The sequence below is a fragment of the Natronococcus sp. A-GB7 genome (assembly GCF_029688865.1).
GTDB lineage: Archaea > Halobacteriota > Halobacteria > Halobacteriales > Natrialbaceae > Natronococcus.
Genome location: NZ_JARUKV010000002.1, coordinates 217011 through 230685, shown reverse-complemented (window position 1 = coordinate 230685; position 13675 = coordinate 217011). Strand labels below are relative to the sequence as shown.

At 65.9% G+C, this 13675-nt stretch carries 14 protein-coding genes; 9 read left to right on the top strand and 5 right to left on the bottom strand.

Annotated elements, in window-relative coordinates:
* Positions 1 to 14 precede the first annotated feature (14 nt).
* The 6 genes from QA609_RS03145 (at position 15) to QA609_RS03120 (ending at position 5991) form a co-directional block, all read left to right on the top strand.
* Positions 15 to 1187, top strand: a complete 1173-nt coding sequence (locus QA609_RS03145; RefSeq protein ID WP_278301125.1) for a tubulin/FtsZ family protein — start codon at positions 15 to 17, stop codon at positions 1185 to 1187.
* Positions 1188 to 1229: 42 nt separating this feature from the next.
* Complete coding sequence (gene cofC / locus QA609_RS03140; RefSeq protein ID WP_343233782.1) at positions 1230 to 1877, top strand: 2-phospho-L-lactate guanylyltransferase; 648 nt, start codon at positions 1230 to 1232, stop codon at positions 1875 to 1877.
* A 73-nt stretch (positions 1878 to 1950) separates the two neighbouring features.
* Positions 1951 to 3123 carry a 7,8-didemethyl-8-hydroxy-5-deazariboflavin synthase subunit CofG gene (cofG, locus tag QA609_RS03135; RefSeq protein ID WP_278301124.1) on the top strand — a complete coding sequence of 391 codons (1173 nt, stop codon included), beginning with the start codon at positions 1951 to 1953 and terminating at the stop codon, positions 3121 to 3123.
* A gap of 128 nt (positions 3124 to 3251) precedes the next feature.
* Positions 3252 to 4646: an HD domain-containing protein gene (locus QA609_RS03130; protein ID WP_278301123.1), complete on the top strand. Its 1395-nt coding sequence runs from the start codon at positions 3252 to 3254 to the stop codon at positions 4644 to 4646.
* Positions 4647 to 4749: 103 nt separating this feature from the next.
* Positions 4750 to 5613 carry an SDR family oxidoreductase gene (locus QA609_RS03125; protein WP_278301122.1) on the top strand — a complete coding sequence of 288 codons (864 nt, stop codon included), beginning with the start codon at positions 4750 to 4752 and terminating at the stop codon, positions 5611 to 5613.
* A gap of 126 nt (positions 5614 to 5739) precedes the next feature.
* Positions 5740 to 5991: a hypothetical protein gene (locus QA609_RS03120; RefSeq protein ID WP_278301121.1), complete on the top strand. Its 252-nt coding sequence runs from the start codon at positions 5740 to 5742 to the stop codon at positions 5989 to 5991.
* An 18-nt stretch (positions 5992 to 6009) separates the two neighbouring features.
* On the opposite strand, the gene QA609_RS03115 is transcribed toward QA609_RS03120, so the two are convergent.
* The 3 genes from QA609_RS03115 to QA609_RS03105 form a co-directional block, all read right to left on the bottom strand.
* A complete protein-coding gene (locus tag QA609_RS03115) occupies positions 6010 to 6282 on the bottom strand; it encodes a hypothetical protein (RefSeq protein WP_278301120.1) in 273 nt (90 codons plus the stop codon).
* A gap of 42 nt (positions 6283 to 6324) precedes the next feature.
* A complete protein-coding gene (cofH, locus tag QA609_RS03110; RefSeq protein WP_278301119.1) occupies positions 6325 to 7698 on the bottom strand; it encodes a 7,8-didemethyl-8-hydroxy-5-deazariboflavin synthase subunit CofH in 1374 nt (457 codons plus the stop codon).
* Positions 7699 to 7819: 121 nt separating this feature from the next.
* Entirely contained in the window at positions 7820 to 8617 is a 798-nt protein-coding gene (locus QA609_RS03105; protein ID WP_278301118.1) for an alpha/beta fold hydrolase, read from the bottom strand.
* 159 nt (positions 8618 to 8776) lie between these two features.
* On the opposite strand from QA609_RS03105, the gene QA609_RS03100 reads away from it, so the two are divergent.
* A complete protein-coding gene (locus QA609_RS03100) occupies positions 8777 to 9796 on the top strand; it encodes a phosphoribosylaminoimidazolesuccinocarboxamide synthase (RefSeq protein ID WP_278301117.1) in 1020 nt (339 codons plus the stop codon).
* Positions 9797 to 10253: 457 nt separating this feature from the next.
* On the top strand, positions 10254 to 11480 hold the full coding sequence (locus QA609_RS03095; protein ID WP_278301116.1) for an orc1/cdc6 family replication initiation protein: 1227 nt from the start codon (positions 10254 to 10256) through the stop codon (positions 11478 to 11480).
* Positions 11481 to 11848: 368 nt separating this feature from the next.
* Here the strand turns inward: QA609_RS03095 and QA609_RS03090 are convergent, their stop codons facing one another.
* Both QA609_RS03090 and QA609_RS03085 read right to left on the bottom strand, forming a co-directional pair.
* On the bottom strand, positions 11849 to 12055 hold the full coding sequence (locus tag QA609_RS03090) for a hypothetical protein (RefSeq protein ID WP_278301115.1): 207 nt from the start codon (positions 12053 to 12055) through the stop codon (positions 11849 to 11851).
* A 117-nt stretch (positions 12056 to 12172) separates the two neighbouring features.
* Positions 12173 to 13246: an ATP-binding protein gene (locus QA609_RS03085; protein ID WP_278301114.1), complete on the bottom strand. Its 1074-nt coding sequence runs from the start codon at positions 13244 to 13246 to the stop codon at positions 12173 to 12175.
* A 141-nt stretch (positions 13247 to 13387) separates the two neighbouring features.
* On the opposite strand from QA609_RS03085, the gene QA609_RS03080 reads away from it, so the two are divergent.
* A complete protein-coding gene (locus tag QA609_RS03080) occupies positions 13388 to 13633 on the top strand; it encodes a hypothetical protein (RefSeq protein ID WP_278301113.1) in 246 nt (81 codons plus the stop codon).
* The last annotated feature ends 42 nt before the right edge of the window (positions 13634 to 13675 follow it).

The following is a 13675-nucleotide window of genomic DNA, read 5'->3' as shown; positions in this document are numbered from 1 at the left end:
GACCTCTGATACGCATGAAACTGGCGATGATCGGATTCGGACAGGCCGGCGGCAAGATCGTCGATCGCTTCCTCGAGCACGACGATCGAACCGGTAGCGGGATCGTTCGGGCGGCCGTCGCCGTCAACTCCGCGAAGGCGGATCTGATGGGTCTCGAGCGGATCCCCGAGGAGAACCGCGTGCTCATCGGGCAGGCCGAGGTCAACGGCCACGGCGTGGGCGCCGACAACGAACTCGGCGCCGAGATCGCCGAGAACAACGTCGACGAGATCCAACACGCCATCGACTCGATCCCGACCCACGAGGTCGACGCCTTCCTGATCGTCGCCGGGATGGGCGGGGGAACCGGCTCCGGCGGCGCGCCGGTGTTGGCCGACCACCTCAAGCGGATCTACACGATCCCCGTCTACGGGCTCGGCGTGTTGCCGGGCGCCGACGAGGGCGGGATCTACACGCTCAACGCGGCCCGGTCGTTCCAGACGTTCGTCCGCGAGACGGACAACCTGCTCGTCTTCGACAACGACTCCTGGCGACAGACCGGCGAGTCCGTCGAGGGGAGCTACGACCAGATCAACGGCGAGATCGTTCGCCGGTTCGCCATCCTCTTCGGTGCCGGCGAGATCCGCGAGGGCGAGGACGTCGCCGAGAGCGTCGTCGACTCCTCGGAGATCATCAACACCCTCGCGGGCGGCGGCGTCTCGACGATCGGCTTCGCCAGCGAGGACGTCGAACTCGAGTCGGGCGGGCTGCTCTCGCGGTTCACCGGCGGTGACGGGGGCGCCGAACTCGACACGGCCGAGACGACCAACCGGATCACGAGCCTCGTCCGGAAGGCGACGCTCGGGCGACTCACCCTTCCCTGCGAGGTCGACGGCACCGAGCGCGCGCTGCTGGTGCTGGCCGGCCCGTCGTCGTACCTCAACCGCAAGGGGATCGAGCGGGGTCGGACCTGGCTCGAGGACGAGACCGGCTCGATGGAGGTCCGCGGGGGCGACTACCCCCGCCAGGAACCCGAAGTCGACGCCGTCGTCCTGCTGTCGGGCGTGACCGACGTCCCCCGCATCAAGCGCCTCCAGGAGGTCGCGATCGAGGCCCAGGACCGGATCGACGACATCGAGGCCGAGCGCGAGCAGAACCTCGAGACCCTCGTCGCCGATGAGGCCGATGAGCTCGAACCCCTCTTTTGAGCTCCGACGCGTTTTTGGCCGCGTGCCGGCAACGGTAGCCGAATGCGCGTCCTCGTTCCGTTCGCGGCCGACGAGCCGAAAACGCGCCTCGAGTCGGTGCTCTCGGTCGACGAGCGGGCGGCGTTCGCGCGGGCGATGCTGCGCGACGTGCTGGCCGCGATCGACGCCGCTGGCGGCGAGCCGACGGTGCTCTCGACGGCGCCGCTCGAGTTCAACCCGTCGGTTCCCGCGTCGGTAGTCATCGACGACCGCTCGCTGACGCCGGCGGTCAACGCCCGACTGCCGACCGCTCGAGGGGACGATCCCGTCGCCGTCGTAATGGCCGACCTCGCCCTGGCAACGCCCGCGGCACTCGAGCGCCTCTTTACCGCTGGAGGCGACGTCACCATCGCCCCCGGCCGCGGCGCAGGAACCAACGCCCTCGTCGTGGATCACCCCGAGTTTCGGGTGGACTACCACGGCGGCTCCTACCTCGATCACCGCGAGATCGCCGCCGAGATCGGCGCCGATCTCGAGACGGTCGACTCGTTCCGGCTCTCGACCGACATCGACGAGCCGGACGACCTCGTCGAGGTGCTCGTCCATGGCACCGACCGCGCACCAGCCACCCTCCGGGAGCGGGGGTTCGAACTCGAGGCCGACGACGGACGGGTCGGGGTCGTCCGGGTCGGGAACGCGACCTCGAGCTGAGGCTGTTCGACGTCGGGGCGGTCCGCAGTCCAACGAGAAGCCCTTATGATCCCAGCGACGACAGTTCGAGACAATGATTCCCGGCGCGAGCGAGTACGGCGTTACCCTCGAGATCGACGATGCGGCCGTCGAGCGGCTGCTCGCGGTCGGTCCCGAGGACGTCGCCGCGCCGCCGGAACTCCACTTCGCGCGGAACGTCTTCGTCCCGCTGACGACCGCCTGCCGGTACACCTGCACCTACTGCACGTACTTCGACCCGCCCGGCGAGGCCTCACTGCTCTCGCTCGAGGAAGTCCGGGAGATCTGCGAACGCGGCGCCGACGCCGGCTGCACGGAGGCGCTGTTTACGTTCGGCGACGACCCCGACGACCGCTACACCGAGATCCACGCTCAGCTCGAGGAGTGGGGGTACGACTCGATCCACGACTACTTGCGGGCTGCCTGCGAGGTCGCCCTCGAGGCGGGGCTGCTCCCGCACTCGAACCCCGGCGATCAGACCTTCGGGCAGATGGAGACGGTGGCGGACGTCAACGCCAGCATGGGCGTGATGCTCGAGACGACGGCCGAGGTCGGCGCCCACGCGGGTCCCCGCCGGAAGGAGCCGGGGCAGCGCCTGCGAACGATCGAGAACGCGGGGAAACTCGACGTCGCCTTCACCACCGGGATCCTCGTTGGAATCGGCGAGGACTGGCGCGACCGCGCCGAGAGCCTGCTGGCGATCCGGTCGCTGCACGAGCGCTACGATCACGTCCAGGAGGTGATCGTCCAGCCCGTCGCCGAGAACGAGCGGTGGTCCGACGGAAGCCCGGACCTCGAGACGATGCGCCGCGTGACGGCGATGGCTCGCGTCGCCCTGCCCGAGGAAATCTCGGTCCAGGTGCCGCCCAACCTCGCCCCGGTCCGCGAGCTGATCGACTGCGGTGTCGACGACCTGGGCGGAGTCTCGCCGATCACCGACGACCACATCAACCCCGACTACGCCTGGCCAGCGCTGCGGGAACTCGAGGAGATCGCCGACGAAGCCGGCGTGCCCCTGCGTGAGCGGCTTCCGGTCTACGAGCGGTTCCTCCCGAACGACCAGCGGACGGACGGGTTCGACGGGGTTGCGGCCGACGGCACCGGAGCCGACGATCGCGGCCGTGAGTGGATTTCGCCGGAGATTCGAGACGCACTCGAGGCCGACGACGCGGCTGGCCGGCGCTACCGGGCGGTTCTCGAGGGTGAGGGCCTCGTGAACCGCTGCTAACCCGGCGCGCTCGGTAGATCGCTCCTCGGTCGACGGGTTCGAGGAGCACCCCTCGGCCGACGCCGCCCGCGCGAAGCGAACGGGAACCGAAAGCGTAAGCCCGCGGCGGGCGGGTTCTCCCACAACCGATGGTTACCCAGATCAAGGACCCGGTACACGGCTACATCGAGCTGCCGGAGCCGCTGGTCGAGCGCGTCGTCGACCGGTCGGCGTTCCAGCGGCTCCGGTACGTCCGCCAGCTGTCGGCGACGAATCTCGTCTACCCGGGCGCGAACCACACACGCTTCGAGCACAGTCTGGGGGTCTACCATCTCGGTCGAACGGTGTTCGAGAACCTGCGCGAGGAGCCCTACTTCGTTCGCGACACGCCCGAGTCCACCCTCGACGAGATCCAGCGAACCCTCGAGTGTGCCTGCCTGCTCCACGACGTCGGCCATCCGCCGTTTTCCCACATCTGCGAGCCGTTTCTGGATACGACCGAGATCCGCGAGCGCCTCGCCGACCGCGGACTGCAGGCGGCGTTTCGCGACGCCAGCGTCGACGAGGCGCCGCTCCGGGCGGCGAACGACCACGAACTGCTCGGCTGCCTGATCATCCTCCGGGAGTTCCGAGACGACCTGGAGGCGATGGAAGTCGACCCGTTCGAGGTCTGTGCGTACGTGCTCGGGTACAGCCTCGTTTACGAGCGCGGCGGCCCCTGGCAGCACGGGCTGGGCGCCCAGCTGCTCCACTCGCCGATCGACGTCGATCGGCTCGACTACATCACGCGGGACAACCAGATGACCGGCGCGGACGTGTTGAGCTTCGACACCGACCGAATGGTCGACTCCTACACCGCCCACCCCGAGGAGGGGCTGGCGCTCTCGGAGAAGGCCCTCTCGACGCTCGGCAACTACCTCGAGGGACGGATCGCACTCTACATGTGGGTCACTCAGCACCACAAGTCGGTGTATGCGAACGTCCTCCTGCGGGAGCTCGTCGAGGAACTGGCAACTGTGACGGGGGAGCCACCGGTGACGCTCGAGGGGATCCTCGAGGGGTACGTCGACGACAACACGGTGATGGAGCGACTTCGGGTCGCCGCCCGCGACAACCCCGAGACGACGCTCGCGGCGCTACATGAGCGATTCCGTAGACGGCAGTTTCCGAAAACCTGCTGGAAGCACCGCATCGCCTACGCCGACCGCATCGACGCCGACCTCGACGCGTTCGGCCAGTGGCTCGTCTCGAACGACGACCGGCTGGAGGAGTCACTCGCCGAGCGGTTCGACCTGCCCGCCCACGAGATCTGGATCGAGCGTTCGTACGTCCCGGAGTACGAGCCCGCGGAGTTGAAGGAGATCCCGATCGCTTACGGCGGAACGACTCGATCGGCGGGCGACTGGGGGCTGTACGGCGAGCGGGCGTTCGACGCGCCAATCCCGTTCGTCTACGTTCCCGACGGGCACAAACAGTCGGCGACGGCGTGGCTCGTCGATCGGTTCTACGCGGAACACGGCGGCCGGCGCGAGCAGGGGGACTGAACCGACCTCGCGGGCTCGACGCGAATTCCGGCGGCCGTCGAGACCAGGGAGCCGAGGAGGGCGACCCGGAACGTTATGACGCTCGCCCGCACGTCTCACACTGATGTCAGACGAAGCAACCGATCTGGTTCCCCCGGAACTGACGGCAGACGACGTCCTCCGTGTTCCCGACGACCGATTCACGACCGACACCGTCGCGATCGTCACCGGCGCCGGATCCGGCATCGGTCGGGCGACGGCGGTCGCACTCGCGAGCAACGAACTGACCGTCGCCGCCCTCGACATCGACGAGGACGGGCTCGACGAGACCGTCGACGTCGCCGGCTCGGTAGACGCCGACGGACGCGTCGTTCCGATCGAGTGCGACCTCACCGACGACGCCGCCGTCGAGGCCGCCGTCGAGGAGGCGGCCGAACTCGGGACGGTCCGATACGCCGCGAACATCGCCGGGATGCAACACATCGCGTCGCTCGTCGACTTCCCGATGGATCGCTACGATCTCATGCACGATCTCATGCTCCGATCGCCGTTCTTGCTCTCGAAGCACGTGATCCCCCACATCGAGGCGACCGATGACGGCGTCGGCGCGATCGCCAACATGTCCTCGATCCACGGCCACTACGCGACACAGAAGAAACCGGCGTACATCACGATGAAACACGGACTCACGGGACTGACGCGGGCGATCGCGGCCGAAGGCGACGGGACGCTCCGTGGCTTTTCGGTGAGCGTCGGCTACGTGCTGACGCCGCTGATGGTCGATCAGATCGAGGAGACGGCCGCCGAGCGCGGGATCACGGAACAGGAGGTGATCGAGGACGTGATGCTCGGACAGGCCCGAACGAAGGAGATGATGACCCCGATCGAAGTGGCGAACCTGTTCGTCTTCGGCTTTTCGAGTCACGCGCGCCACCTCAACGGCGGCGATCTGTGCTGGGACGGCGGCTACACGACGACCTACGAGTGAGCTCGGAGGGACGCCGTCAGACTCATCCTCGAGCCCAACAGCGTCTTCGGCAGGGATCAGCCAGTTCGGCGGACCTACCAGCGAAACGGTGACGGGGTATATCTCCGCTCGAGTCGTAGCTTCGGTATGCACGATGATACCATTCGGTTCGCCGCGCCGCTCCTCGGCCTCTGTGTCGGCTCGGCGATCCTCGTCGGCAGCCTGTTCGTCACCGGCCTGAGCGTCGTCTCTATCGTCGGCGGCGTGATCGGGCTCTGCAGCATCGCGGCGCTCGGCTACGCCGTCGCACGCTCGACGGCCGAAACGCCGTCGGTCGACGTCGTCGAACGCGAGCGCGAACGCGACGACGAGCTCGGACGCGCCCGCGGCGCGAAGTAGCGGGACCCGTTCTCGTTTTCAGGCGATCCGGTACCGATCGGACTCGATCTCTTCGAGCGACGCGGTCTCGCGCAGGCTCACGACTCGACCCGTTGGATTCGGTTCGATCACGGCCTCAACGTCGACGGATTCTAAGGTGCCCAATAACTGTGCCTTCGGCGGCCCCTGGGTCGCACCACAGTCGTAGATCGTGAGCAGGCCGCGTTCGCTTTCCTCGCGCTCGTAGACGACGAGGTGGGCGTGGTTCGGCAACCGCCAGCTGCGGTCGCCGATCTCGAGGAGGTGGTTCATAGCTGCCGGTACGTGCAGCGCCGGCAAAAAGCTGCGTCGGAATCAGTCGTCGGCCGGAACCGTTCGCTCCTCGCGCTCGAGCAGCGGCGTCCCGTCGGCCTTCGGGCCGAGTTCGGGGCCGAACGGCGGATCATCGGGGTCGATCACGCGCCGTTTCTCGTAGTCGGTCGACCGTTCGACCGGCACGCGGCCGATCGAGCCGACGAGATCGACGTAGTCCGCGAAGGAGCGGAACTCGCCGTACTCGCCGCCCGCGCGCTTGGTGATCTCCTCGGAGAGGATCGTTCCCATGAAGTCGTCGGCGCCACAGGAGAGCATCTTCAGTCCCTGCTGGTCGCCGTACTTGACCCACGAGGACTGGATGTGATCGACGTTGTCGAGGAAGAGTCGGGAGACGGCGATCAGGAGTTCGTCCTCGTCGTCGCTCGGACCGCTCGAGACGACGTCGTGCTCGAACAGCGGCGTGTTCTGGTGGACGAACGAGAGCGGGACGAACTCCGTAATCGCGCCGTCGACGCGCTCCTGGAGTTCGCGAACGCGTTTCAGGTGCATCGCGCGGTGGGCCTCGTTCTCGACGTGGCCGTACATGATCGTCGCCGTCAGCCCGAGTCCGACGTCGGCGGCGGCCTCCATCGCCTCGAGCCATCCTTCCGTCCCGATCTTGCCGGGACAGATGACCTCGCGGACCTCGTCGACGAGGATCTCGGCGGCCGTTCCCGGAACGGTATCGAGACCCGCCTCCTGCAGTCTGCGGTAGACCTCCTCGTAGGACCAGTCGGTCCCCCGGCGGGCGTGGTAGGCCTCTTCGGGGGTCATCGAGTGGACGTGGACGCCGTCGACGCTCATCGCCTCGAGCTGCTCGGCGTAGGTCCCGGGATCGGTCTCGTAGACCTCGGGCGGTTTGAAGTTGACTTCCTTCGGAGTCGGATGCTCGCGGAGGATCTCGAGGTGTTCGTCGTCGAGGGCGAACGCGGGGTGGAGCCCCGACACCGAGGTCACCTCGTATATTCCCCGTTCGACCGCGTCGGCGACGGTCTCGCGGGAGTCGGCGGGCGTCTTCGTAAAGCCGACCGTCTCGGCCTCGTACTCGTTCTCGAAGGTGTGGGCGGCGTCCTTGAAGTTACAGAACAGACAGCCCACGTTGCAGGCAGTGGTGACGTTGTTGTTCAGGTTCGCGACGAAGGTGACCTCCTCGCCGACGTCCTCGGCTCGGCGTCGGTCGGCAGCCTCGAGCACGCGCTCCTTGCGTCGGCGGTCGATCCCCTCGCCGTCCGTTCCCGTCGTCAGCAGTTCGATCGCGTCGTCGACGGTCAGGCGGTCGCCGTCGCGGGCCTTCGCGAGCGCGTTCTCGAAGGACTGGTCGGTGTCGGGAACGTGATCGAACTCGAGGTCTGCCTCGGTCACCGGTCGCTCCATCGGCGTATCAATACCAGTACAGCGAGAAAAGGGTGGTGGATCGGTCGCTCAGCTCGCTCGAGCCACGGTCTCTCGGCGGCTGCGAGCGGTCGGGTTCGCGACCTTTGCGTACCGGGCCGACTCACGAGCCGTCGGAGTCGTCGCCGGCAGTACCGGCGAGGATCAACCGCGCGGTCTCTTCGGGGGCGTCCCAGTGGGGGTAGTGCCCGCACTCCTCGAACCAGTACAGCTTCGCGTTCGGGAACCGGTTCAGCGCTCGTTTCGCCTGACGGGAGAGGGTAACCCGATCCGTCCGTCCCCACCCGATCACGATCGATCCCGGCGCGGAGTCCGTTCCGGACTGCCCGGATTCGAACGCCAACCGATACAACAGTTCGTCGAAGGCGGGCGAATCGGCGAAGGTCCGCATCTCCTCGCGGGTGACGTCCGCGGGTAGCTCCCAGGGTCGCGCCGAGAGCTGCGCCAGCAGCAGGGTCCGTCCCACCGAGCTGGCCGTGAGACGGCCCATAATCGGCTGCAGCAGGCGAACGAGACGGATCGACGGTGCGAGAGTCGCGTAGAAGAAGTACCGCTCCCACCCGTCCCAGAACCCGCCCGGAGCGAGCGCGACGGTCGAACCGACCGTTCCCCTGCGCGCGAGCTCGAGGACGAGTCGTCCGCCCATCGAGTTTCCGACGACGTCGACCCCCTCGAGGTCGCGAGCCTCCAGAAACGAGGTGACAGCCGTCGCGAGGGTGTCGATGGAGACCTCACCCGATAGCGACGGCGTCTCGCCGTGTCCAGGGAGATCGACCGCGATCACCTCTCGCTCGGCGGCCAGCGCGTCGAGTACCGGCGTCCACGTCCGCCAGCTGCCGCCCAGTCCGTGAACGAGAAGCAGCGGCTCGCCGGTGCCGCGTCGTCTGTAGTTGAGTTCCATACGATTCGGAGGGACGCCGGTCGGGTATACGTTATTAACTACCGGACGCTCTCGAGTCGCAGTGGGAGCCGTCCGCGCCGATACTGAAACCTTCTTACCGTCCGGCCTCCGCATCTGACACATGAACCGCGGCCGCCCGGCTGCCCAGAGGTGTCTCGGATGACGAGCGTCAAGGAGTTCCACATCGAAGAGGAGGCCACCGCAGACAGCCTCGGGGAGGGCTCGTTCGTCTTCACTGACGACTACTCCGTGTTCGACTGGGGGAAGATGCCCGACCAGATTCCCGACAAGGGCGCGAGCCTCTGTACGATGGGCGCGTTCAACTTCGAGCTGCTCGAGGAGGCGGGCGTACCGACCCACTACCGCGGCGTCGTCGAGAACGGTGAGGTGTGCTCGCTCGATGAGGCCTCGCGCCCGCCCTGGCAGATGGCGATCGACCTCACCCAGACGCCGAAGCTGCCCAACGAGGGCCGGAAGTACGACTACGACAGCTACCACGAGGCCGCGGGCGAGAACTTCCTGATTCCTCTCGAGATCGTCTTTCGGAACCGGGTTCCGATCGGCTCGAGCCTGCGCCGGCGCACCGAGCCAGCCGACCACGGCCTCGAGTTCGAGGACTGGCCCGACGAGCCCGTCGACCTCCCGGAGCCGATCGTCGAGTTCACGACGAAGTACGAGGAGACCGACCGCCAGCTCGACCGCGCGGAGGCCGACGAGATCGCCGGGAAGGCCGACCTCGAGGAACTCGAGGATCTCGCGCTCGAGGTCAACCGGGTCATCACCGAGCAGGCCGCCGAGACCGAGCTGGTCCACCAGGACGGCAAGATCGAGTGTCTCTACTATAAGGGTGACGTCGGGGTCGCGGACGTCGTCGGCACGTTCGACGAGAACCGCTTCAGCTACGGGGCGACCCAGCTCTCGAAGGAGGTGCTTCGCCAGTACCACAAGCGAACCCAGCCCGAGTGGGTCCAGGCCGTCGAGGCCGCGAAAGCGCAGGCCAAACAGAAGGATATCGCCGACTGGAAGTCCCTCTGTGACGTCGAGCCGAAACCGCTCGACGACCGAGTGCTCGATACCGCCCGGAACATGTACTGTGCCGGCACCAACACCTACACTGGGCTGGACGTCTTCGACGCGCCGCCGCTCTCGAGTGCGATCGGCTCCGTTCAGGGGCTGTAACTCGGGCGCTCTCTCGAGTCGATTTTTTATGAACGGGCGACGGTTCGACACTAGAGACGAACGGTTCGACCCCCCTCCCCCCAGTGTGTCCAGTGTCTTCGGTCGTCTTGTGTGTGGTCATCTTCGTATGCGGTTCCTGGAACAGTGTACGGATACAACCGCGACACGTACTGCGATTGCACCGTCGACTATCTCTATGACAGTCTGTCTACCCCGATCTCTCCTCGAACGGACCTGTCGCTCCCTCTTCTCTTGCTATCGTTCGGAACTCCGGAAAGATACTAATTACAAGTTTTGGTTTACAAGCGTCGACATCCTCATCCCACACTCGGTTCCCGAGACACTGGACACAGTGGGGTGGGTAGGATGAGGTGTATAGCAGACAGAAGACACACTGGACACACTCGACACGGTGGCTTTATATCTGTCGTCGAGAGTGCATCCAGTACCGATCAGTATGGGATTGTTTCAGCCGGACATGGATATCTTTCGCCACCGCGACGCGCTTCGAGAGGACTACCAGCCGGAGGAGATTATTGGCCGCGATCAGGAACTCCAGCAGTATATTTCTGCACTTCAGCCCGTTATTAACGGCGACCAGCCTGCGAACATCTTCCTGTACGGAAAGGCCGGTGTTGGGAAAACCGCGTGCACCCGGTATCTCCTTTCCGAACTCAAGTCCGACGCGACCGAGTACGGTGTCGATCTGACGACGGTTCGGACCAACTGCGAGGACCTGAGCACGAGCTACCAGGTCGCGATTCAGCTGATAAACGAGCTTCGGGAACCTAATGAGCAGCTCAAACCGACCGGTTACCCTCGACGGCAGGTCAACGAGTGGCTCTGGGAGGAACTCGACTCGATCGGCGGTACTATCGTCATCGTTCTCGATGAGGTCGACCACATCGAGGACGATTCGATCCTGTACCAGATCCCTCGAGCCCGGGCGAACGGGAACCTCGAGCGGTCCAAGGTCGGAATCATTGGGATCTCGAACGATTTCAAGTTCCGCGAGAGCCTGAGCTCGAAAGTGCAGTCGAGCCTCTGTGAGAAGGAGCTGCAGTTTCCTGCCTACGACGCCCACGAACTCCGGGATATCCTCCAGCAACGTGCCGACGTTGCGTTCTACGACGATGTCGTGCCGACCGAGGTGATCGCGAAGTGTGCGGCGTTCGGCGCGAAAGACGCCGGTGATGCCCGGCAGAGTCTCGATCTCTTGATGGAAGCCGGCGACATCGCGGTCGAGCGGGAAGCAGAACGAATCACGGAGGGACACGTCGACGACGCCCGAGCGGCGCTCGAGCGGAGCCGTATCGCCGACGGTGTTGCGGGGCTCACCCAGCAAGGCCAACTCGTCCTGTACGCGCTTGTGATGCTTCACGAAGAGGGCCAGGCGCCGACTCGAGCGCGTGACATCCAGGATCGGTACGAGATCGTCTGCGATCGGGCTGCGGCGGACTCGCTCGTCCCGCGTCGGATGCGGGACCACTTGAACGAGCTCGCGATGTTGGGTATCGCGAGTCGAACGGAACGGAACGAGGGCGAGGTCGGCGGACGGTACTACGAGTACGCGATCGATACGAATCCGGATCTGTTGCTCGAGGCGCTCGACGAGACAGTGGACGTAGTGGGGGTGACCGAAGCGATCCAGCAACGCCTCGACCGTGGCGCGCGCTCACGCTGAGACACTGGACACAATGGGGTGGGGGAGCACCTCCTCCCAAACGAATTCGAGACGGATCGTTGCCAATCTGACCGCGATAGGACACTGGACGCGATGGGGTATCGAAGCGAACGCCGCTTCTGGCGGCTCGACGCTTGAGACGAGACACTGGACACAGTGGGGTGGGGGGTTCTGGAGGGGGCGGACGGTACCCCCTCCCGATAACGTCTCGTTTCACGCACCGAGTCCGGAGTCGGCCGGGCCGTTCGGAACGGGCGCGCTCGAGACGGTCCGGAACGAGCCTCGAACCCTCCAGTTCGTCACCGAGCTACGCTCTCGATGCACCGCCGCTCGAGGACGATCGACTCCGCGCTCGGGTTCCGGTCCGACTACAGGTCGGCAGCGTCGGTCGGCTCTTCCGGCTCCGGGACGACGTCCGACGAGTGCTCGACGACTCGAAACTCCGCAGATCCACAATGACAGCCCTCCTTCGTTCCGATCGGCTTGATCGTTCCGTCCGGCCACACCTCGGCGGCGTAGGCGGATTCACAGGAGGCACAGACGGCCATCCTTCGTTCACTTTCCCCGTCTGGCATACGGCATCGTACGATTCGTCCGATAATATACGTTGTGTGAGGAACCGGGTGAATCGGTCAGTTGCCCCGTTTCGCGGCGAGGACGCCGTCCGCGATCGGCTCCGTGGCCGGTCCGGATCAGGCGGCAGGCAGCGTCACGAAGAACGTCGACCCCTCGCCGGGCTCGGAGTCGACCTCGATGCTCCCGCCGTGGCGCTCGGCGATCCGTTCACACAGCGCAAGCCCGATTCCCGTCCCCTCGTACTCCTCGCGGCTGTGGAGCCGATCGAAGACGTCGAAGATCCGGTCCTGGTCCTCCGGATCGATCCCGATCCCGTCGTCGCTGACCGCGACGATCCACTCGCCGTCGCTCTCCTCGGCCTCGATGTGGATTCGCGGAGGGTCCTCGCCCGAGTACGTGATCGCGTTCTCGAGCAGGTTCTGGAACAGTCGCCGGAGCTGGCTTCGGTCGCCTTCGACCGTCGGCAGCGACCCGATCGTCAGCTCGCCGCCATCGTCGTCGATCGCCATCTGCAGGTCCGTGCTGACCTCCTCGAGAACGGTCTCGAGGTCGACGGGTTCGAACGGGTCCCCGCGGGTCTCGACGCGGGAGTACTCGAGGAGGCCCTCGATCATGTCCCGCATCCGTTCGGCGCCGTCGACGGCGAACTCGATGAACTCCCGGCCGTCCTCGTCGAGCTCGTCCTCGTAGCGGCGCTCGATCAGTCCGAGGTAGCTCGTGATCATCCGCAGGGGTTCCTGGAGGTCGTGGCTGACCGCGTAGGCGAACTGCTGGAGGCGTTCGTTCGACTCCTCGACGCGCTGTTCGTTCAGCTTGCGCTCGGTGATGTTCCGGTGGGAGACGGTCGCGTACAGCTTGCCCTCGTAGCGCGTCGGTTCGACGACCAGCTGGAACCAGCGCTGGGAGTCCGCGGAGTGACAGGGGTACTCGAGGGTAAACGTCTCCCGTTCGCCCTCGAGGACGGCCCGAACTCCCGCGGCCGCCTGCTCGGCGGACGGACTGTCGCTCTCCTCGCAGACCTCGATGTAGTTGACGCCGACGCCGTCTACCGGTGGCTGGAGCTCGTTCTCCTCGGCGACGGAGTTCCACGATTCGTTCGTCCCCAGGATCGTGCCCTCGTCGTCCAGAACCGCGATATTCGGCGCGAGAGTATCGAGGACGTGTGACCCCAGCCCCTCGGGTATCTCCATACGAAAGGGTCCGGCTGCTGCTGTAAATGCCGTTCGGTCGTCTCGTTTGTTCACCCGACAGAGCGGGACGACGGTTCCACGAACTCGACCACGAAAAAGTAACACTCATGTGAGCCGATACGAAAGGGACGGTCGAAAGCGATGAGTCTCGTCACTTCCGGTGGAATCCTCGTGGGCGTCGCGTTCGGCGTTCCCCTCGCGGGTATCGTCCCGCTCAGCGTTACGACGGTCGCCCTCTCGATGCTCGCGGTGTTCATGTCCGCGATGCTGGTACTGGCCGTCGCACCGCTGGTCTCGGAGGACCGAAGCGCACGGCTCGGCACGGACTCGAGCGACGACCGTACGACCGACGAACGCGCGACCATCGAACCGAACGAAGCCGATTGAGGCGCGCCGGACGGAACGGAGTCGGCCGTTCTCCCGCTGCGG

What these genes read in the sequence shown, in the direction of transcription:
- QA609_RS03095 (WP_278301116.1), top strand. Translation starts at nt 10,254, where the DNA reads ATGGGATTGTTTCAGCCGGACATGGATATCTTTCGCCACCGCGACGCG.
- cofC (WP_343233782.1), top strand. Translation starts at nt 1,230, where the DNA reads ATGCGCGTCCTCGTTCCGTTCGCGGCCGACGAGCCGAAAACGCGCCTC.
- QA609_RS03125 (WP_278301122.1), top strand. Translation starts at nt 4,750, where the DNA reads ATGTCAGACGAAGCAACCGATCTGGTTCCCCCGGAACTGACGGCAGAC.
- QA609_RS03115 (WP_278301120.1), bottom strand. Translation starts at nt 6,282, where the DNA reads ATGAACCACCTCCTCGAGATCGGCGACCGCAGCTGGCGGTTGCCGAAC.
- QA609_RS03080 (WP_278301113.1), top strand. Translation starts at nt 13,388, where the DNA reads ATGAGTCTCGTCACTTCCGGTGGAATCCTCGTGGGCGTCGCGTTCGGC.
- QA609_RS03100 (WP_278301117.1), top strand. Translation starts at nt 8,777, where the DNA reads ATGACGAGCGTCAAGGAGTTCCACATCGAAGAGGAGGCCACCGCAGAC.
- cofG (WP_278301124.1), top strand. Translation starts at nt 1,951, where the DNA reads ATGATTCCCGGCGCGAGCGAGTACGGCGTTACCCTCGAGATCGACGAT.
- QA609_RS03085 (WP_278301114.1), bottom strand. Translation starts at nt 13,246, where the DNA reads ATGGAGATACCCGAGGGGCTGGGGTCACACGTCCTCGATACTCTCGCG.
- QA609_RS03120 (WP_278301121.1), top strand. Translation starts at nt 5,740, where the DNA reads ATGCACGATGATACCATTCGGTTCGCCGCGCCGCTCCTCGGCCTCTGT.
- QA609_RS03090 (WP_278301115.1), bottom strand. Translation starts at nt 12,055, where the DNA reads ATGCCAGACGGGGAAAGTGAACGAAGGATGGCCGTCTGTGCCTCCTGT.
- QA609_RS03145 (WP_278301125.1), top strand. Translation starts at nt 15, where the DNA reads ATGAAACTGGCGATGATCGGATTCGGACAGGCCGGCGGCAAGATCGTC.
- cofH (WP_278301119.1), bottom strand. Translation starts at nt 7,698, where the DNA reads ATGGAGCGACCGGTGACCGAGGCAGACCTCGAGTTCGATCACGTTCCC.
- QA609_RS03130 (WP_278301123.1), top strand. Translation starts at nt 3,252, where the DNA reads ATGGTTACCCAGATCAAGGACCCGGTACACGGCTACATCGAGCTGCCG.
- QA609_RS03105 (WP_278301118.1), bottom strand. Translation starts at nt 8,617, where the DNA reads ATGGAACTCAACTACAGACGACGCGGCACCGGCGAGCCGCTGCTTCTC.